The sequence below is a fragment of the Natronorubrum halalkaliphilum genome, assembly GCF_009834785.1.
In the GTDB taxonomy this organism is placed as follows: Archaea; Halobacteriota; Halobacteria; order Halobacteriales; family Natrialbaceae; genus Natronorubrum; species Natronorubrum halalkaliphilum.
In genome coordinates this window covers 62400-81201 of sequence record NZ_WUYX01000041.1, presented here as the reverse complement: position 1 = coordinate 81201, position 18802 = coordinate 62400, and the positions used below count along the sequence as shown (strand labels likewise).

The window sequence follows — 18802 nt, the reverse complement described above, 5'->3', positions numbered from 1 at the left end:
AGCTCTTTGCCGCTCGAGGTCGGAGCGCTAGTATGCGGCTTCGGAACCGCCACGGAAGGCCCGTCGATCCCGTCCCCTTCTTCGTGGTCGTCGGACTGGCGTTCATGATCCTGCTCTCGTTCGGGCCGCTGTACGGGCAAGCGCTGGGGCTCCGACTCGAAACTGCGATTACCCTTTCGACGGCACTGTTCGTCGTCGCCGGGGTCGGAGCGTACTACTGGCAGGTGTGGACCGCCCGTCCGGCAGGGACGAACGTCCCGGCGGCCGTCCGCGGCGAGCGACTGTTCTACCTCATCCTCGTTCTCGTGGCACTCGTCATTGTGCTGTCGTTGCCGTTCGTCCTGTGAATTCGGTGGGTTCACTGTATCGAAACGCGAGTGGTCCCCAGTTGATAACCGTCCGACGGCTGTGCAATCTTGGGACACAGTCACAACGCATCATTGTACGAGTAGCGAAACTCCTCGTATGGGACTGCTCGAGTCGGTAGAAACGGCGTTCGACTCACCGGCCCCGAAGGGACGACCGGACTGCGGCGAGGAGATGAGTTTCGAGCGATCCGCGGGTCGTGACTGCGCCTGTTGAATTGCGGTACGAGCGACGTCAGCCTCGGGGCATCGTCTGCCGGTTGACGGTTCGCTTCTACATACCGCTCTTACGGCTCTCTGACCACCGTCTCCGAACCTTGCTCGTCGGGGAACGGGCCGGCGAACGCGCCGGTCCATTCCTCGTCGGTGACGAGTGCGTCCTCAAGCGCGTTTCGAAGCCCCGATTCGTCGTACTCGGTGCCGATGAAGACGAGTTCGACCCGTCTGTCGCCGTGTTCGTCGTGCCACTCGAGATCCGGTCGGTTAGAACGGTACATATCCCGCTCGACCGGGGGAAGCGCCGCGATCCAGGGTCCCTGCGCAGTGGCTCTGATCGAGGGGCCGGCTTGAGCGACTGAGACGCGCATCTCGTTGTCGGCGATCCAGGCGGTCCCCTTGGCGCGGACGATGGCCGGGGGAAGGTCCTGAAGGAACGCCGCGAACCGCTCCGGGTGGAAGGGGCGACGGGCCCGGTAGACGAACGAGGAGACGCCGTAGACTTCGTCGGGGTGACGGTGGTCGTGGTGTCCGTGGTCATCGTGGCCGCCGTGATCGTGACCAGCGTGATCGTGGTCGCCGTGATCGCCACCACCGTGGTCGTGGGTGCCGGAGTCGTCGTGGCTCTCCGCAGCAGCTAGCGCGCGTTTCCAGCCGGGGAGGTCGTTCACCCGATCGGCCTCGAACAGATCGACTCCGAGGAGTCGGTCGGGCTCGACCGCGGAGAACTCGGTGCGAATCGTCTCCGCGTCCGGTTGGAGCGCGCCGACGAGATCCTCGGCTTCCTCGAGCTCCGCGTCGCTACACAGATCCGCCTTGTTGAGTAAGACGACGTTCGAGACCTCGACCTGTTCGACGAGCAGATCCGAGAGCGGCCGATCCGCCTCGCTCCCGCGTCGCTGTGGTGTCCCCTCACCGGCGAAGGACTCGAGAAAGGCCGGCGTGTCGAGGACCGTCACGAGCGTATCGACGTCGTAGAGCGCGGCGACGCGGGATTCGGTGGTGAACAGCCGGGCGACGGGTGCGGGCTCGGAGATGCCCGACGATTCGACGATCAGGTGATCGAAGGATCGATCCCGAGCGAGTCGAACAACGGCCGTCTCGAGGTCGTCCTGCAGCTCACAGCAAATACACCCGTTGGAGAGTTCGGCGACGCCATCGTCGAGTTCGAGCTCCGATCCGTCGGCGACGAGTTCGGCGTCGACGTTGACGTCGCCCATATCGTTGACGAGGACCGCCAGCGTCCGATCGCCAGCGTTCGATAGGAGGTGATTCAGCAGCGTCGTCTTTCCGGCACCCAGACTGCCAGAGAGAATCGTCACCGGAAGTTGATCCGTCATAGCCGGATTCAGGAGCCGGAGCGTCTTGAATGCGGCTCTCGACAGTTTTTAGCCACCGGAACCGCACATACGGGCATGGACCTGGCCGATCGGATCGAAACGTTTCGTGAGACGCTCGACGAGTGGCTGCGCGGCCTCTATCACGGAATGATCTCGCATCCGGCCTACGAGATGATCGAGAAGGAAGCCGAGGACACCGAGGACGCGTTTCTGCTCGCGTGTTTTCCCGACGCCTTCGGGATTCCGTCGCCGGTGTCGTACTACACCGCCGAACTGCTGCCGTTCTTAGAAACCGAGTTCGAGGCCTGGGAGCGACGGCTGTGGGATCGTGACTCGTACATCGAACGCAAGGGCCAGCAGTACCACTTCTAATGGAACCGTTTGTCTTCTTCGGCGGCAAGGGCGGCGTCGGCAAGACGACCGTCTCCTGTGCTTACGGTCTCAAGTGTGCCGCCGCCGGCCACCGGACCCTCGTCGTCTCCACCGATCCGGCTCACTCCGTCACCGACGTGTTCGATCAGCCCTTCGACGACGCGCCGCAGTCGGTCGATGGGATCGAGCGACTCGACGCGATGCAGATCGACCCCGATGAGGAGGTCACTCGTCACCTCGACGAGATCCGACAGGACCTCTCGGAGCAAGTATCGACGTCGATGGTCAACGAGATCAACCGCCAACTCGAGATGGCTCACGGAACACCGGGTGCCTACGAGTCGGCGCTGTTCGACCGGTTCGTCGACGTGATGCGCAACTCGGAGGCGTACGACCGAGTCGTCTTCGACACCGCGCCGTCGGGGAGTACGCTCCGGCTCCTCGGCCTGCCCGACTTGCTCGACGGCTGGATCGAGCGACTGATGTACAAACGCCGCTCGAGTATCGATCTCTTCGAGAAGGCGGCGATCGGGAACAACGAGCCGCGCCGGGTGATGGAGGGCGATCCGGTCCTCGCGCGCCTCCAGGAGCGCAAAGAGTTCTTCGCGTTCGCGGACGACGCGCTCCACGACGACGCCGCGTTCTTCCTCGTCGTGAACCCGGATCAGCTCTCGTTGAACGAAACCGAGCGCTCGATCGAGGATCTGGCGGAAAAAGAGTTTCCGGTTCGCGGCCTCGTCGCGAACAAACTCACTCCGTCGCCGGATCCCGACGAGAACGGTCGAGGGGCGCGCTACCTCCGCGAGCGCGTCGAGACGGAACGCGAGCGGCTCCGAACGCTTCGCGAGGAGTTCGACCCGCCGTTAGTGGCCGAAATCGGCTGGCGAAGTTCGGAAGTCAAAGGCGATCTGCTGGACGACGTCGCGAGCGAACTCGAGATCGAAACGACCGCCGAGTCGCCGACGCACGTCTGATTCGAGCGACACCGAGGGTTGGGTTCGACTCCGGGGCCGAGAAAACCGAAACGGTGTGTGCTACGTAGACACGACCCAATACGGCCGCGGAACAAAACCCGTTTAGCCACCGGCACACCACTCGGAACAATGAGTTACCGAATCGGACTCGTCGGCAAACCCTCCGTCGGCAAGTCCTCCTTCTTTAACGCGGCGACGATGAACGACGTCCCCGAAGGCGCTTATCCCTTCACGACGATCGATCCCAGTGTGGGCGAGGCTTACGTCCGCGTCGACTGTGCGGCCCCCGAGTTCGACGAAGAGTGTACCCCGAACGTCGGCTACTGCGACCACGGCACTCGCTTCGTCCCGACGAAACTCGTCGACGTCGCCGGCCTGATCCCCGGCGCACACGAGGGCAACGGCCTTGGCAACCAGTTCCTCTCCGACCTGAACGAGACCGACGTGCTCGTCCACGTCGTCGACTTCTCCGGCGAGACCGACCTCGAGGGCGAACCCACCGAGGGCCACGACCCCCGCGACGACATCGCGTTCTTAGAGGAGGAACTCGATCAGTGGTATCTCGGCGTTCTCGAGAAGGGGATTAACCGATACGAGACCGGCTACACGACCGAGGAGGACGCCATCGAGGAGGAACTCGCCGAGCAGATGAGCGCGTTCAAGACGAACGAAGACGAGATCAAGCGCCTGATTCGGCGAACCGACGTCGGCTTCGATCCCGAGGAGTGGGCGGACGAGGACAAACTCGAGTTGGCTCGCGAGATCCGCATGGAGACCAAGCCGATGGTCATCGCGGCGAACAAGATGGACAAACCGGGCGCACAGGAAAACTACGAGGAGATCACGTCCGATCCCGACTACGAACACCTGACGATCGTTCCCGCCAGCGCCCACGCCGAAAAGGCCCTGAAATCGGCCGACAAGGCCGATGTCGTCGACTACCGGCCGGGCGACGATGACTTCGAGATCACCGGTGATATCTCGGGGGAGCAGGAACAGGGCCTCGAGCAGATTCGGGACTTCCTCGGCGAATACGGCGCGACGGGCGTCCAGGCCGCCCTCGAGACCGCGCTCTTCGATGTCCTGGGCGTGACGCCGGTCTTCCCCGGCGGCGCGAACGGGCTGGGTAACGAACGCGGCGAGGTGCTTCCCGACTGCTACCTGATCCCGCCCAACTCGACCGCGGAGGACTTCGCGTACAGCCTTCACTCCGATATCGGCGACGGCTTCCTCCACGGGATCGACTGCCGGACGAACCGCCAACTGGGCAAGAACTACGAGGTCGAGTCCCGCGATGTGATCGAAGTGATTACGACGAACTGACGGCGACGACTCTCGACAACGACCGGTATTCGGTCGCCACGTTCGCTTTCAAACCCTGATTTCTATCAACGAAGCAGTTGAGCAGTGTCAGCCCGGCTGTCCGCCAAATATAGCTGCCTCAGAAGCAACCGGCCTCAGAGCCGAACGCTGTTCAGACGCGGCTCCGCTCCCGAATTCGTCGGTGTAGTGACTCGAGAGGCAACGCGCCTCGACACGGCGTTTCAGTGTGTGTAAGGCCTCAACCGACCTCCTCTTCGAGGGTATCGAGTAACCGTTCGAGTTCTCCGCTCCGTTTCCAGCCGGCGATCCGATCACCGAAGGGCAGCGGAGCCGCGAGCGAGACCGACGACCGGATCGTAACGCGCGTTCCCGTGCTCTCTGCAGGCTCTTCGATCTCGATCCACGTCTTCATGTGAGAGAAGGGGGACTGCTCGCCCTCCTGCGTGTAGTAGATGGCGTTTTCACGGTCCTCGAATCGCAAGGGAAGTTGCATGCCGGGTCCGCTGGCGATCACGACCGTCGCGTCGGCTCGTTCGTCGATCGTCTCGACAGTAAAACTTCCCTCCCCTTCAACGATCGTCGCCGGATCGAGCCAGCGTGAGACGATGGGGGGCGACGCGTCGAGGACTCGAGTCACCGTTACCTCCCGCATACCGACCACGTTCGTGGGCACTGGCATAAATGCCGGTGTCGTACTCCGAGCGTCGGTAGGGGAACCGATAAGCGGACTACGTGCCCTATCCAGCCGTTGACGATCCTATCCCTACCCTCGTCCTCGCTCATCCGCATCCGTCGGGCGGAGACGACAGGTACTCACCGTCCGATCCACTTTCTGCAGCTAATGAACGTGCGGGCCGCTGCATCCTATCGACCCACGAAACCCGAGCTCGCCGTGTTCGTGTCGGGGGTCACCAGTATGGGCCTCGAGATTCTCGCCGTGCGGATCATCGCACCGCAGTTCGGCAGTCACATCTACACCGTCGGCGGGATTCTCACGGTCTTTCTCGCCGCGTTGAGCCTGGGTTACTGGCAGGGCGGCAAACGCTCGGGGTTGGCGACCAATCGGGAGATGTCCTGGATCCTGCTCGCGACCGCGGTCTACATCGCCGTCGTGGTTTACGCGAGCGATCTCCTCCTCAGCCAGACGGCGACGCTGGCGCTTCCGCCGCGGTACGCCTCGCTCCCCGCCGTCGTCGTTCTGTTCGGACCGCCGACCTATCTCCTGGGCTTTATCAGCCCGTACGCCGCCGAACTCTCGCAGAAGGAGGGGACGGGCGAGGCCTCGGGCCACGTCTACGCGCTCGGGACGATCGGCAGCATCCTCGGCTCCGCCGCGACGACGTTCGTCCTCATTCCGATGCTGACGATCGACACGATCGGCGTGCTCTTCGGACTCACGCTCGTCGTCACTGCGCTGGCGCTGACGCTCCCCGATATCTCGCGAAACCCCGTCCTCGCAAGCGTCGTCGTCGTCCTGCTCCTCGTTGGGGCGACCGGTGCCGGCCCGGTCGCGTTCGACCACCGCGGCGACGTCGTGTACCAGACACAGACGCCCTACCAGGAACTCGAGATCGTCGATGACGACGATATCCGGACGATGTACTTAGACGGCGCTCGCCACAGCGCCATGGACCTCGAGAATCCCGACCGGCACGTCTTCGAGTACACGGCGTACTTCCACCTGCCGATGCTCATGGCCGACGACGTCGAGGACGTCGACAGGGTGTTGTTCATCGGGGGCGGCGGCTACACCGGCCCCCAGGACTTCGAGGCGCGATACGATGCGACCGTCGACGTCGTCGAAATCGACCGCGAGGTCACCGCCGCCGCCGAGGAGTACTTCGGCCTCGAGGAGGGTGAAGATCTGGAATCCTACGCGTACGACGGCCGACAGTTCCTCGAGGGGACCGACGAGACCTACGACGTGATCGTCCTCGACGCCTACAAGCAGGATCAGGTCCCCTTCCATCTGACCACCGAGGAGTTCATGGAACTCGTCTCCGATCGGCTGGCCGATGACGGCATCCTCCACGCGAACGTGATCGCGGCACCGAGCGGCCCCGCGGCCGAGTTCTATCACGCCCAACAGAAGACGATGGCTCAGGTTTTCGGCGACACCTACAGCTTCCGCACGTCGGACAGAAACGCCATCCAGAACATCCAGGTCGTAGCGACGAACGACGAGACCGGCTTCACGCAGGCCGAACTCGCCGAGCGCAACGACGAGCGCGACCTGGGCGTCGACCTCTCGAACGCGGTCGAAAACTACATGACCGATCCGGATACCGACGACGCCCCAATCCTTCGGGACGACCGCGGCGAGGTCGACAGCCTGCTCGATCCGATGCTGGGTCAGCGGTATATCATCGAGGAGACCGACGGGGACTCGAGCGGTACTGCCGCCCCCGAAACTGCGCCCTCAATCGTTCTCGACAGCGAGCCGGTGTCAGTGCCCGTCGCGGAGTCGTCTTGACCGGCGTGTCGACGTCGAGAAACAGTTCGCATTTATAACAGGTGCTCGATGGATACCGCATGGGATACCACGTCGTAACCCCGGAGGACGTCGACCCGTTCGACGGTGACGGCCGCGATTTTCGCTCAATCAGTCGCGCCGTCGGACTGGAAACGCTCGGTCTCAGCGTCGTCGAAGCGGCACCCGGCGAGCAGATCCCACTCCAGTATCACTATCACGACGAGCAAGAGGAGCGTTTTTCGTCGTTCGCGGGACCCTTCACGTCGAAACGCCGGACGGAGAGGTCGTCGTCGACGAGGGGGAACTGTTCGTCGTCGAACCGGGCAGTCCCCACCGGGCGTTCAACCCCGAAACGGCCAGTAAGGCCGTCGAAGTGCTTGCAATCGGCGCGCCGTCGGTCGACGACGTTCACCGGTACGAACCCTGAGAGAAGAAACGGGAAACGGGAATCAGGAAGTAGGTACTGGGAACCGCAAGCCGAAAAACGGGATCGCTAAACCGTGACTCGATCGGCAGCGTCCGCGATCACGCCGAACGGCTGTAGTCGGGATCGAACAGTTGTGCTGATCCGGGCGCGGGATCGCCCTCCGTCAGATTGTACCGCGAGAAGTCATCAACACCCGCCTCACCCAACAGGTCTTCGTCGTAAACGCTGTTGCCGGTGTATTCTGCGGGGTCGCGCGTCAGAATCTCGAGGACGGTATCGCTGACGATTTCGGGGGTCCGCCAGTCGTCTTCGGTTCCCATCCCGAAGTACCGGGTCGCGCGCGTATCGATAGCGGTGACGGGCCAGAACGCGTTACAGCCGACGTCGTCGTCGCCGAGTTCGCTCGCCAGCGTGAGCGTGATGAACGTCATCCCGAGTTTCGACCACGCGTACGGTCCCGAGCCCGGGGACCGATCGATGCCGACCGGCGGCGCGTTGGTCAGCAGCCAGGCGTCGTCCACCTCGCGTAGATGGTCGGCGAAGACTCTCGAGGTCAGGTAGGTCCCACGAACGTTGACGTCGGTCAAGAGATCGAACCGCTTTGGCGGCAGGTCCTCGACCGCCGCAAGCTGGATCGCGCTCGCGTTGTTGATAACGATATTTACCTCGCCGAATTCGTCAATCGCGTGCTCGGCCGCGGCCTCGACTGCCGCCTCGTCGCGAACGTCGAGTTGAATCGAAAGCGCATCGACGCCGCGCGCTTCCGCTTCGCGGGCGGTCCCTTCGATCGAGCCCTCGAGGTCACGATCCGCGTAGTCCTCGTCCTCTTCGCTCGTCTTGCCGGTCGAGACGATGTTACAGCCCTGTTCGGCCAGCGCGAGTGCGATCGACTTGCCGATTCCGCGCGTAGTTCCCGTAATGAACGCCGTCTGACCGTCGAGATCGGGTTTTTCGAGTGCCATGCGTTCCCATTCGGGCCGGCACGGATAAGAATCGGTGAAGGAGCAGCGCGGGAGTGGTACTTTGGTCACCCCCAGTCAGACCGCCACTATTCGAGGGACCGCTCTCCGCCAGCCGACTTAAACGGTCCGCTGTCCCGAGTTACCCGCAGACTCCCCGGATCGAAGACGGCCGGAACTGACTTCCAGTGCTACTATAGCGCAACCGCAGGACAGGACGCGGTTGCGCCGAAAATGACGTACAGTAAACCGTCTCAGTCCCGTCCGCTTCCCGTAACGACCACCGGTCGATCGGTGTCGAGGATCACCGACTGCGTGACGCTTCCGAACACCGCCTTGCCGACCGCCGATCGCTTTCGGCCGCCGAGTACGATCGAATCCACGTCGTGTTCCCGTGCTGCTTCCAGAATGTCACCCCCCTCGACGTCGCCGCTTCCCTCGAGAATGGTGACGTCGACGTCGTTGGCCTCCAGGTGTTCTCTCGCCCGACGCACGGAACCGATCCGCGAGGCCGACTTGAACCGGTCGAGTTCCTCGGGCAGGTCTGCACCCTCGTCGGTGAAGATAAACAGCACGGAGGCTTCGACGGAGTCGGGTGCGTCCGGCAGTGAGGTGACGTACTTGGCCTGTGCAACCGATCGGCTCTCGTTCGTGTCGACGGGGAGTAGAACGCGGTGCATAAGACGGATTTCTCATACCAGACTCATAAAACCGACTCTGACCCTCATTTCGAGGGAAACAGAGCGGGCTGGATCGGGTTCCGAACTCGAGTCAATCGGCGAAGACCGTTCAGTCTTCGTCGGTATCTTCTTTGTCTTCGTCGCGTTCGTCTCGGTCGTCGGCAGACCGCCGGAGCGAGGACCGGCATACCCGTCTCGTTCCCACCGATCCGTAAACGGGGCGGTGTCGGTGAATTACTCCATACCAAATACGTTTGACAGGGGGGATATAAAGTCGGTCGTAAGACAGGTCAACGGCTACCCGGGAGTCGGCCACATCCTCGAGTAACGATGCAACTCGAGCAGCCGACTCAGGCGCAGGGACGGGTCGAGGAACCCGGCTGGAGCGGGACGATTCCCAGTGCCATCGACGCACGGGTACTCGGACTCGTCGTCGTAACGGCAGGACTGGCGGCGTCGGTGAACGTCCCGTACGGTGGGCTCCCCGTGGCGCTCGCCGCGTTCGTTCTGCTGGTCGGTGGCGGCGTCGTCGTTCACCTGCTGGGCGAACGAAAACTGCGCCGGATCACCGACGGACTCGTCGAACGGTGGGTCGCGAAGGGCGGACAGATCGACGACGTCACCCGATCGTCCGATGGAATGCGGACGGAATGGACGATCCACACCGCCGACGGAGAGATCACCGTCGGCGGCATCGCGCTGGTCCCGATCGCACAGCTCGCAGTCGAGTGGCAAGGCGTCGGCGACACGATGGCGGCAACCGAGGCGGAGGAGAACCTCGATGCGCTCGCCGACACCCTCTACGAGGAATTCTTCGAGATCGGGTCGGCGCCGCAGCGAGCGTGATATCGCTCTCGGAGACGAGAGGCAACTCACCGCCGTTCGTCGCGTATCCGCCGTTCGCGTTTCCGATCGATCCGCTCCTGTTCCCGATTGTTCGTTACCGAGGCCAGTTTTAATAGTCGGAGTGCGTAGTATGAGGTATGTCAACTGAATACATCCCGAGCGAGCTGATGGACCGAGAGTCGCGGTCGAACCGCTACTACCGCAACGCGGTCGAGCGCCACTGGGATCCGGGCCAGATCGAACTCGAGCGAGACGTCGAGAACTTGCTCGAGTACATCGAGGGTGCCCAAGACTACGACGCACAGGCCTGGGATCGGACGCTGAACGGAATCGCGAAGTTCGGAGCGGGCGAGGATGCCGTCACCGAAGATCTCGCGCCCCTGGCGACGGTGCTCGAGGATATCGACGATCAGCTGTTCCTGACGACCCAGCTGTACGAGGAGGCCAAACACGCCGACTTCTTCGATCGGTACTGGCGGGAAGTGATCTGGACGGTCGAGGACGAACTCGGCTGGGATCGGTCGAACCCCCGCGCCGACAAGTGGTTCAACGACCCCTACGTCGAGCTGTTCGATCGCAACAAAAAGGCCCAGTATCGACTGCTGGACGAAGATACCCCGGAAACCCGGGCGAAGGCGTACTGTCACTACCACCTCACCGTCGAAGGGATCCTCGCCCAGACGGGCTACTACGGGATGCAAACGTCCTACGGCGGGGAGTTCGAGGAGCTGCCGTACCTCCCAGGACTCGTCGAGGGGTTCACGAAGATCCGCAGCGACGAGGGCCGACACGTCGGGTTCGGGATGAACCAGCTCAAGAAACTCATTCAGGAGGGTGTCGATCCGAAGCTCATCGAGGACACGGTCAACGAGCTCCTGCCGCTCGTGCAAGGAATTACCGAAGACGATCGGTTTCAGCCCGACGCCGATGCGGAGCGCGTCGGTCTCGAGGACGGCGAACTGGCGGCCTACGCGGTTGACAAGCATACCGACCGCATGCGCCAGATCACGGACACCGCGGCTGACCTTCCGGACGTCGACGAGCTGGTCCAGTTAGAAAGCGACGACTGATACGGATCGGTGTAGCAATTTCCTGGCCGCTCGGGGCTGGGTGCTCCGAAACTGACTTCCAGCGGTCCGTCCGAGCGCGGGGATGGAATCGACGTCTACGAACCACCACACCATCCTGACCGCACCGTCTTGTTCCCTCACCGTAAAGTACCGCTCCCTCGATGACTCCAGCATGCGACTCGATGGCATCCGCGTGCTCGATCTCTCGCGTTTGCTCCCCGGTCCGTACGCGACGCAGTTGTTAGCCGACTCGGGAGCCGAAGTGGTGAAAGTCGAGGACACCGGAGCGGGGGATTACGCTCGAGCGATGGCACCGCAGACGTCTCGGGACACCGGTGCGATCTTCGAGATGGTCAACCGCGGAAAACGGAGCGTCGCGATCGACCTGAAAAGCGAGGACGGCCGGGCCGCCTTCTACCGACTCGTCGAGGACGCCGACGTCGTCCTCGAGGGGTTCCGGCCGGGCGTCGTCGACCGACTGGAAATCGACTACGAAACGCTCACCGAATACAACGAGGAACTCGTCTACTGTTCGCTCACCGGGTACGGACAGGACGGACCCTGGGCCGACCGCGCCGGACACGACCTCAACTACGTCGCGCTGGCCGGACTGCTCGACATGACCCGCGAGTCGGCCGCGGCAAAGCCACAGCCTCCCGGCTACCAGATCGGCGACATGGCCGGCGGCCTGTTCGCCGCGTTCGCCATCGTCGGTGCAGTGCTCTCGCGGGAACTCGGCAACACCGGCGGCGAGTACATCGACGTGGCGATGGCCGACGTCGTCGCGTCGTTCTCCCAGTCGATCGCCTACCAGTCGTTGACCGGCGACCCCGCCGAGCCCCGGCCGGGCGAGACAGCGCTCACGGGCGGCGTTCCGTGGTACGACAGCTACGAGACGGCCGACGGAGAGTGGGTCACGCTCGCCGCCCTCGAGCCGAAGTTCTGGCGGGCCTTCTGCGAGGCCGTCGGTCGGGACGATCTGGTCGACGAACACGGGTCCCAGGATCCGGACGTCCTCGCCGCGCTCGAGACGGAACTCGAGACCCTGTTTCGCGACCGAACGCGAGACGAGTGGGACGCGGTTCTCGAGGACGTCGACGCGGCCTTCGCCGGCGTGTACACGCCCGCCGAAATGGTCGAACACCGCCAATTTCGCGCTCGAGAGCTCATCGAGCGCTCCGACGATAGGCCGCCGCGGATCGGATTCCCCGCCCGCAGTAGCGACCCCCCGTCGGAACACCACGAGGACGTTCCGGACCAGGGCGAACACACGCGTCGATACCTCGCCGACGCCGGGTACGACGAGGCGGCCATCGAGGCGCTCCTCGAAACCGGCGCCGTTCGCTGATCTCGAGTGCGGTAGAATCGCCTCGAGTTCGGGACGAGGCGGAACGGATCCGTCGGTTCGGCCCCCGTGACTCGCGCTCACTCCTGAGTGACCACTCGTCCAGGAAAACATTTATTATGCCAGACATTGCCTCTCATGCCGAGAGGATATCGAATGAAAGACTACGATAACTACTACGAATGCCTCGATTGTTCACGAGAGGTACATCCCGTTTCCTATCGCGCGAACTGCCCGGACTGTGGCGGGTCGCTTCGGTCCACGACGACGCGATACAGCGGCGGCGAAGCGACGGGGAGCTGACGGCGACTGATTCCGACAGCCTCGCGTACGGGCCGCGGGTGCCAGCGTCGTCACCGTTCGAGCTGGTATCTGTCCCACCCCGCGGTTCGGCCCCGAACCGCCGCTAGTGGTCTCCCAAACCTGAACTGCCGAGCGAAATCGTCATCCATCGCGTGACTTCGCTCAGCAGTCGACGCTTGGGGCGGGACTGGTCGGTCGAACGGCACTCCGCTCGATTTCGGGATCGGCGTTTCGAACAGTTCCGGCCGCGGAACGGGACCCGGACACCCGCGTGAAGCGAACACCTCGACGGTGACCGATTGGTCCTCGAGCGCGAACTCGAGTCCGTCACCGAGAGCGGACGGGACGGCGACGAGACTTTCCCCGTCGCGCGCCTCCGTCTCGCCATGCACGTTCTGGGTGACGCCCACGCGTCCGACCCGGCTCGTCGCGAAGCGCTCCTCGAATGCTACCGAGCCTGCGATCCCGATCGGGTCCTCCAACTCGGCGATCTCGAACTGTACGATCTGCCGGCACCGACGTGGTTTATCGCGGGAAACAACGAAGACTTCGACGTCATCGAGGCATTGCACGGGGGCGAAACGCCGCCGGAGACGAACACCGTCACACTACTTGCAAGCACCACTGCGACCGTCGACGGCTGCCGCGTAGCGGGGCTCTCGGGGAACTACGCGCCGACGAAGTACGACCGTCCGCGAGCGGCTCTCGAGGGCGAGCGCCGTCGCCATTTCACGCACGAAGATATCGAACGGGCGACCGAACTATCCGACGTCGACGTGTGGCTCGCTCACGAAGCGCCGACCGGCCTGCTATCCTACGGCTACGATCCCGGCTGCGAACACGTAAACGCCCTTCTCGAGGCGCTCTCGCCGTCGCTTTGTCTGGTCGGCCACCACCACAAGCATCGCGAGGCCGAGATCGCAGGGGTCGACGTCGTGAGTCTCGCCCCGGCCTGGGAACGGTACTATACGCTCGATCCGGAATCGTTGACACTCGAATCGCACGATCACGATTTCGGCCCGGAATCCGTCTCCGTCGGATAACCGTTCGGTAAAACATGTTACTCAGAGTGAAGAATCGGAGGGTATAATATCCAGCCCCGGTAATGACAGAATAGATGTGGTTCGAGTCGGCACAGGTCGAACTCGTGAGGGACACCTTCCCGGAGTGGATGGCGTTTCTCTTCGCCTTCCTCTCGTATCTGGGGAGCGTCTGGTTCGTCGCTCCGGCGGTCGTCCTGGCATATTGGTTCCGTGACCGCCACCGGTTTGCTTCGTGGATCGGCATCGTCATGGGCGGCTACGCCGTGATGCTCGGCCTCAAGGGAATATTCGAGACGCCGCGGCCGGGCGTCGGTCCCGCGATCGTCCCCGACGCCCTGCCCACGGTCGTCGCCCTGTTGTACGCGCCGGCCGTCGAAGTGTCCACGACGAGTTTTCCGAGCGGGCACGCCGTCGCCGCCACCGTTATCTGGACGATGGTCGCCCTCGAGTCGGATGTCGCCACCGGACGGCTGCGGCTTCTCGGTGCCGCGGCGATGGTCGTCCTCGTCGGATTCGCTCGAGTCGGGGCCGGCGTTCACTTCCCGATCGACGTGCTGGTTGGGATCGTTGCCGGCGTCTGTTACCTGTGTGTCGTTCTGTCGATCCGTCGTCGAACCCGAGAGCAAGGCGAGCACGTCGCCGTGAATACGACGTTTACGGTCGCTGCAGCGCTCGCGCTCGTGGCCTTCTGGACGAGCGGGCGGCCGGATACGATGGCGCTGTTCGGCGGCTGCGTCGGAGCCCTGCTCGCGTGGCAGTACGCGACGCCCCCTCGAGAACCGTGGCCGATGACGCTCGGGGTCGTCATCCACGCGGTGCTGGGGATCGGCGTGCTCGCGCTCGTCGCGCTCGTGTTACTCGTTACGACTCACGTCGTCGTCTGGTTGGCAGTCGGGCTCACAGGCGGCGTACTCGTTCTTGGACTCCCGCGTCTCGTCGGACGAACGACCGCGTCGCCATCGCGAGCAGAAGTGGTCGGCTAGGCGGTTTAGCCACTTGGGCACCCATCGCCGCGACCGCGATTGACGGCGGCTCTCGAGTTCGGTGCGGGGGTCGACGAGCGCGGGGAGCGGTAAACGGAAAACAAAAAAGCCGAAAACGGAGCGAGCGACGGTGAAACCGGCGACGATACCGATCGCCGCGACGGGTTAGAACGTCTCGAGGTAGCGGTCGAGTTCCCAGTCGGAGACGTCGACGAGGTATTCTTCGAACTCCTGGCGCTTGGCTTCGACGAACTTCGGTGCGATGTGGTCGCCGAGCGCGTTGTAGACGGCCTCATCCTCCTCGAGGGCGTCGACGGCAGCGCCGAGGTTCGACGGCAGCGTGTCGATACCGTACTCCTCGCGTTTCTGCTCGTCGAACTCGTAGATGTTCTCTCGAACCGGGTCGGGACACTCGAGGTCCTGCTCGATGCCGTCGAGACCGGCGTGAATCATGACGGCGATGGCGAGATAGGGGTTACAGGACGGGTCCGGCGAGCGAAGTTCGACACGCGACGCCGCCGGGACGCGAGCGGCGGGTTTGCGGATCAGTGCGGAGCGGTTCCGATCGGACCAGGCGACGTAAACGGGTGCCTCGTAGCCGGGGACGAGGCGCTTGTAGCTGTTGACCGTCGGGTTCGCGATCGCGGTGATCGCCGGCGCGTGCTCGAGGATCCCGGCGATAAAGGAGTGAGCGGTGTCGCTCAGGTTGAACTCGTCGTCGTCGTCGTGGAACGCGTTTTCGCCGTCCTCGAACAGTGAGAGGTGCGTGTGCATCCCCGAGCCGTTGATCCGCGGAATCGGCTTGGGCATGAACGTCGCGTGCTGGTCGTGCTGTGCAGCGATGGCCCGTACGACGGTGCGGAAGGTACCGACGTTGTCGGCCGTCGTCAGCGCGTCGTCGTACTCGAAGTTGATCTCGTGTTGGCCCTGTGCGACTTCGTGATGGCTGGCTTCGATTTCGAAGCCCATGCTCTCGAGGCCGTAGATGATGTCGCGGCGAACGTCGCTTGCGAGGTCTTTCGGTGCGAGGTCGAAGTAGCCGCCCTGATCGCCCGTGTTGGTCGTCGCGCGACCGTCTTCGTCCTCTTCGAAGAGGAAGAACTCCGGTTCGGGTGCGGCGTTAACCTCGTACCCCATCTCGTCGGCGCGGTCGAGTGCGTTCTTGAGGACGCGACGCGGATCGCCCTCGAACGGTTCGCCGGTCGACGTGTTGTAAACGTCGCAGATCATCCGGGCTGCGGCACTTTCTTCTTTCTGGCGCCACGGGAGGATGGCGAAGGTATCCGGATCGGGAACCAGACGCATGTCCGATTCCTGAATGCGCACGAAGCCTTCGATCGAAGACCCGTCGAAATAGATACCGTCGGAAAATGCCTTCTCGGCCTGTCGAGCCGGGACGGAAACGTTCTTTACGGTTCCAAGAATATCAGTAAATTGAAGCCTAAGAAAGTCGACGTCTTTCTCTTCGATTTCGTCTAATACCGCCTGTTCGGATTCAGTGATGTTTCCGCTTGTCATCTTTCTCGTCGTCCTACCCAAGTAACTCCGCTACTAAAACCCTACTGCTCCAAGCAAATCTTCTCTCCATCCTCTGAAACTGTATATTCGTAAAGTTCTAAAGGCTACGGTGAGAGGTTGGATGTGATGACGTACGAAAATCTCGATGCAAAATTAGTGAATTCACTTCTGGGCGACGGCCGAGCGAGCCTCCGCAGCCTCGCCGAGGAGTTGGACGTCTCCGTGACGACCGTCTCGAATCACCTCTCAGACCTGGAGGAAGAGGGCGTGATCGAAGGCTACACACCGCGGGTCAACTACGATGCGGTCGGCTACGACGTGACGGCCGTCATCCAACTGCAGGTCGAAGGAAACGCACTGCCCGACGTCACCGACACGCTGCGAGAGCACCGCCAGATGATCAGTGTCTACGAGGTTACCGGCGACTACGACGTGATCGCCATCGGCAAGTTCAAAGACACCGATGGGATGAACGACCAGATCAAACAACTGCTCACCGATCCGGACATCAAGGCCTCGAACACGAGCGTCGTCCTCAACGCGGTCAGCGAAAACGAGCAGTTCGAACTCGACGTCGACGATACCTAACGCAGTTCGACGACCGAACGCGCTGTACTTCCGTTCGTTACGCCTGTGAGCCGCTGTTCTCGATGAGCGCCTCAGCTGCCAGTTCTCGATCGCCGGCCTGGGCTGCCCACAGCGTCGCGTACCGCCCATCCGCCGCGAGTAACTCCTCGTGTGTCCCCCGTTCGACGACGTCGCCGTCCTCGAGAACGAGGATGCTGTCGGCGTCTTTGACCGTCGAGAGACGGTGTGCGATAGCCAGCGTCGTGCGGTCCTCGGTCAGCCGGTCGATCGATCGCTGGATCAGCAGTTCGGTCTTCGTGTCGACGGCGCTCGTCGCTTCGTCCAGGATGAGGACTTCGGGATCGGCGAGGACGGCTCGAGCGAGCGCGACCCGCTGGCGCTGGCCGCCCGAGAGCTTGACGCCGCGTTCGCCGACGCGAGTCTCGTACCCCTCCGGAAGTTCGGTGATGAACTCGTGGGCCTGGGCCGCTTTCGCCGCCTCGCGGACCGCCTCGTCGTCGGCGTCGAAGTGACCGTACCGGATGTTATCGGCGATCGTCCCGTCGAAGAGGAACGTGTCCTGGCTCACGTAGCCGACGGCCGAGCGAAGGTCGGCGAGCGAGACGTCGCGAATATCGTGGCCGTCGATCCGTACTGCCCCTTCCTGAACGTCGTAGAGCCGAAGCAGGAGTTTGAGCACCGTCGATTTCCCCGCACCCGTCGGTCCGACGAACGCCACCGTCTCTCCCGGCGCGGCCTCGAAGGAGATATCCTCGAGGACGGGCTCTTCGAACGCCGTCTCGGTCCCGTCCGCGTTGTGGCGAGCGACCGTGTTGTCGTAGCTAAACGAGACGTCTTCGTAGGTAACCCGCCCGTCGACCGGCGTGATGTCGACGGGATCGTCCGGGTCGTCGATGGCGACCGGAATCTCCATCAGCCCGAAGACGCGCTCGCTCGAGGCTTTGGCGTTCTCGTACTGGTCGACGATGTTCGAGACCTCGGCCAGCGGATCGACGATCCGCTGGGTGAGCATCAGGAAGACGACGAAGTCGCCGACCGAGAGCGTCCCCGTAAGCGGCCCCGGCGCGGTGCCGGTCGTCAACCAGAGCCCGCCGACGAGGAAGGTGGCGGCGAAGGCCAGACCGGCGAGCAGCTCCATCCCCGGCCGGTAGAGGTAGCTCAGTTTCAACACGTCCATCGTTCGGTCGAACAGGTTTCGCGACGAGCCGCGAACGCGGTCGACCTCGTAGGCCTCGCTCGAGGTTGTCTTGGTCAGCCCCATCCCCGAAATCGCGTTCTCGAGGCGGGTGTTCAGCCGACCGACGGCCGAACGCTGCCGAACGTACCGTGGTTCGACGACGCGCATAAACCAGATCGTAAAGCCGACCATCGCCGGCACGGCGAACAGGGTCACGATCGCGAGCTGCCAGTTGAGGTAGAACAACACGGCCGTGATGCCACCGACCATCACGAGCAGGCGCGCCGAGTTCATCAACGCGTTATCGAGGAACATCTCGAGGTTCTGCGTATCGTTGTTGAGAACGGCCATGACCTCGCCGGTCTGTTTCTCGTCGAAGAAGGCCGTGTCCAGCCGTTGCATCTTCTGGAAACAGTCGACCCGCACGGCGTGCATCACGCTGTGGGCGAACAGGTTGGCGGTGACGCCGTAGATCCAGGTGAAGAGTGCGACCACGAGAAAGGAAACCGCGATCGCCGTGATCGTAAACTGGAACTGTGCCATATCTCCGGTCGGCAGCCACGCGTCGGGGACGAGCGGCAGTTCGAACGCACCCGCCTCGAGGAAGATCGCGTCGATGGCAACGCCCAGCAACAGCGGCGGCACGAGACTCGCCATCCGGGCGACGAAGTTCGCAACCATACCCGCGGAGAACCAGCCCAGTCGGCCGGGCGCGTACTCGCGGAACAGTCTCGAGAGCGGACGGTCGACGTCTTCACGGTAGGCATCGAACGGCGTCTCGTCGTCGGTGGTACTCACTG

Annotated in this window: 18 protein-coding genes and 1 pseudogene; 13 read left to right on the top strand and 6 right to left on the bottom strand. The window is 63.1% G+C overall.

Annotated elements, in window-relative coordinates; translation table 11 throughout:
• The first annotated feature begins 32 nt into the window (after positions 1–32).
• Positions 33–347: a hypothetical protein gene (locus GS429_RS13655; protein ID WP_160065918.1), complete on the top strand. Its 315-nt coding sequence runs from the start codon at positions 33–35 to the stop codon at positions 345–347.
• A 305-nt stretch (positions 348–652) separates the two neighbouring features.
• Here GS429_RS13655 and GS429_RS13650 read toward each other — a convergent pair whose 3' ends face one another.
• The gene (locus tag GS429_RS13650; protein WP_160065917.1) at positions 653–1921 is read right to left on the bottom strand and encodes a CobW family GTP-binding protein; all 1269 of its coding nucleotides are present in this window, start codon (positions 1919–1921) and stop codon (positions 653–655) included.
• A gap of 75 nt (positions 1922–1996) precedes the next feature.
• Here GS429_RS13650 and GS429_RS13645 point away from each other — a divergent pair, with 75 nt between their 5' ends.
• The 3 genes from GS429_RS13645 (at position 1997) to GS429_RS13635 (ending at position 4590) form a co-directional block, all read left to right on the top strand.
• Positions 1997–2293: a DUF7990 family protein gene (locus GS429_RS13645; protein WP_160065916.1), complete on the top strand. Its 297-nt coding sequence runs from the start codon at positions 1997–1999 to the stop codon at positions 2291–2293.
• A complete protein-coding gene (locus tag GS429_RS13640) occupies positions 2293–3267 on the top strand; it encodes an ArsA family ATPase (RefSeq protein WP_160065915.1) in 975 nt (324 codons plus the stop codon). The genes GS429_RS13645 and GS429_RS13640 overlap by 1 nt, the downstream gene beginning before the upstream one ends.
• A 129-nt stretch (positions 3268–3396) precedes the next feature.
• Positions 3397–4590, top strand: coding sequence for a redox-regulated ATPase YchF (locus GS429_RS13635; RefSeq protein ID WP_160065914.1), 1194 nt, complete (start codon positions 3397–3399; stop codon positions 4588–4590).
• A gap of 238 nt (positions 4591–4828) precedes the next feature.
• On the opposite strand, the gene GS429_RS13630 is transcribed toward GS429_RS13635, so the two are convergent.
• Positions 4829–5242 carry an SRPBCC family protein gene (locus GS429_RS13630; protein ID WP_160065913.1) on the bottom strand — a complete coding sequence of 138 codons (414 nt, stop codon included), beginning with the start codon at positions 5240–5242 and terminating at the stop codon, positions 4829–4831.
• Positions 5243–5431: 189 nt separating this feature from the next.
• On the opposite strand from GS429_RS13630, the gene GS429_RS13625 reads away from it, so the two are divergent.
• On the top strand, positions 5432–7063 hold the full coding sequence (locus GS429_RS13625) for a spermidine synthase (RefSeq protein WP_160065912.1): 1632 nt from the start codon (positions 5432–5434) through the stop codon (positions 7061–7063).
• 59 nt (positions 7064–7122) lie between these two features.
• Positions 7123–7490: pseudogene (locus GS429_RS22685) on the top strand (cupin domain-containing protein).
• A gap of 98 nt (positions 7491–7588) precedes the next feature.
• Here the strand turns inward: GS429_RS22685 and GS429_RS13615 are convergent.
• A complete protein-coding gene (locus GS429_RS13615) occupies positions 7589–8452 on the bottom strand; it encodes an SDR family oxidoreductase (protein WP_160065911.1) in 864 nt (287 codons plus the stop codon).
• Positions 8453–8703: 251 nt separating this feature from the next.
• Positions 8704–9129 (bottom strand): universal stress protein, encoded by a 426-nt coding sequence (locus GS429_RS13610; RefSeq protein ID WP_160065910.1) that lies wholly within the window; start codon positions 9127–9129, stop codon positions 8704–8706.
• Between the two features lie 330 nt (positions 9130–9459).
• Here GS429_RS13610 and GS429_RS13605 point away from each other — a divergent pair, with 330 nt between their 5' ends.
• From GS429_RS13605 to GS429_RS13580, 6 genes are all read left to right on the top strand, one after another.
• The gene (locus GS429_RS13605; RefSeq protein WP_160065909.1) at positions 9460–9975 is read left to right on the top strand and encodes a hypothetical protein; all 516 of its coding nucleotides are present in this window, start codon (positions 9460–9462) and stop codon (positions 9973–9975) included.
• Between the two features lie 137 nt (positions 9976–10112).
• Positions 10113–11045 (top strand): ferritin family protein, encoded by a 933-nt coding sequence (locus GS429_RS13600; RefSeq protein ID WP_160065908.1) that lies wholly within the window; start codon positions 10113–10115, stop codon positions 11043–11045.
• Between the two features lie 172 nt (positions 11046–11217).
• On the top strand, positions 11218–12393 hold the full coding sequence (locus GS429_RS13595) for a CaiB/BaiF CoA transferase family protein (protein ID WP_160065907.1): 1176 nt from the start codon (positions 11218–11220) through the stop codon (positions 12391–12393).
• Positions 12394–12528: 135 nt separating this feature from the next.
• The gene (locus GS429_RS22405; RefSeq protein WP_328821393.1) at positions 12529–12693 is read left to right on the top strand and encodes a rubrerythrin-like domain-containing protein; all 165 of its coding nucleotides are present in this window, start codon (positions 12529–12531) and stop codon (positions 12691–12693) included.
• 386 nt (positions 12694–13079) lie between these two features.
• Positions 13080–13736, top strand: coding sequence for a metallophosphoesterase family protein (locus GS429_RS13585; RefSeq protein WP_160065943.1), 657 nt, complete (start codon positions 13080–13082; stop codon positions 13734–13736).
• Positions 13737–13810: 74 nt separating this feature from the next.
• On the top strand, positions 13811–14719 hold the full coding sequence (locus GS429_RS13580; RefSeq protein ID WP_160065905.1) for a phosphatase PAP2 family protein: 909 nt from the start codon (positions 13811–13813) through the stop codon (positions 14717–14719).
• Between the two features lie 165 nt (positions 14720–14884).
• Here the strand turns inward: GS429_RS13580 and glnA are convergent, their stop codons facing one another.
• Positions 14885–16237 carry a type I glutamate--ammonia ligase gene (gene glnA / locus GS429_RS13575; RefSeq protein ID WP_160065904.1) on the bottom strand — a complete coding sequence of 451 codons (1353 nt, stop codon included), beginning with the start codon at positions 16235–16237 and terminating at the stop codon, positions 14885–14887.
• A gap of 126 nt (positions 16238–16363) precedes the next feature.
• Here glnA and lrp point away from each other — a divergent pair, with 126 nt between their 5' ends.
• Positions 16364–16825 (top strand): HTH-type transcriptional regulator Lrp, encoded by a 462-nt coding sequence (gene lrp / locus GS429_RS13570; protein ID WP_160065903.1) that lies wholly within the window; start codon positions 16364–16366, stop codon positions 16823–16825.
• 37 nt (positions 16826–16862) lie between these two features.
• Here lrp and GS429_RS13565 read toward each other — a convergent pair whose 3' ends face one another.
• Positions 16863–18800, bottom strand: coding sequence for an ABC transporter ATP-binding protein (locus tag GS429_RS13565; protein WP_328821392.1), 1938 nt, complete (start codon positions 18798–18800; stop codon positions 16863–16865).
• Positions 18801–18802: the final 2 nt, after the last annotated feature.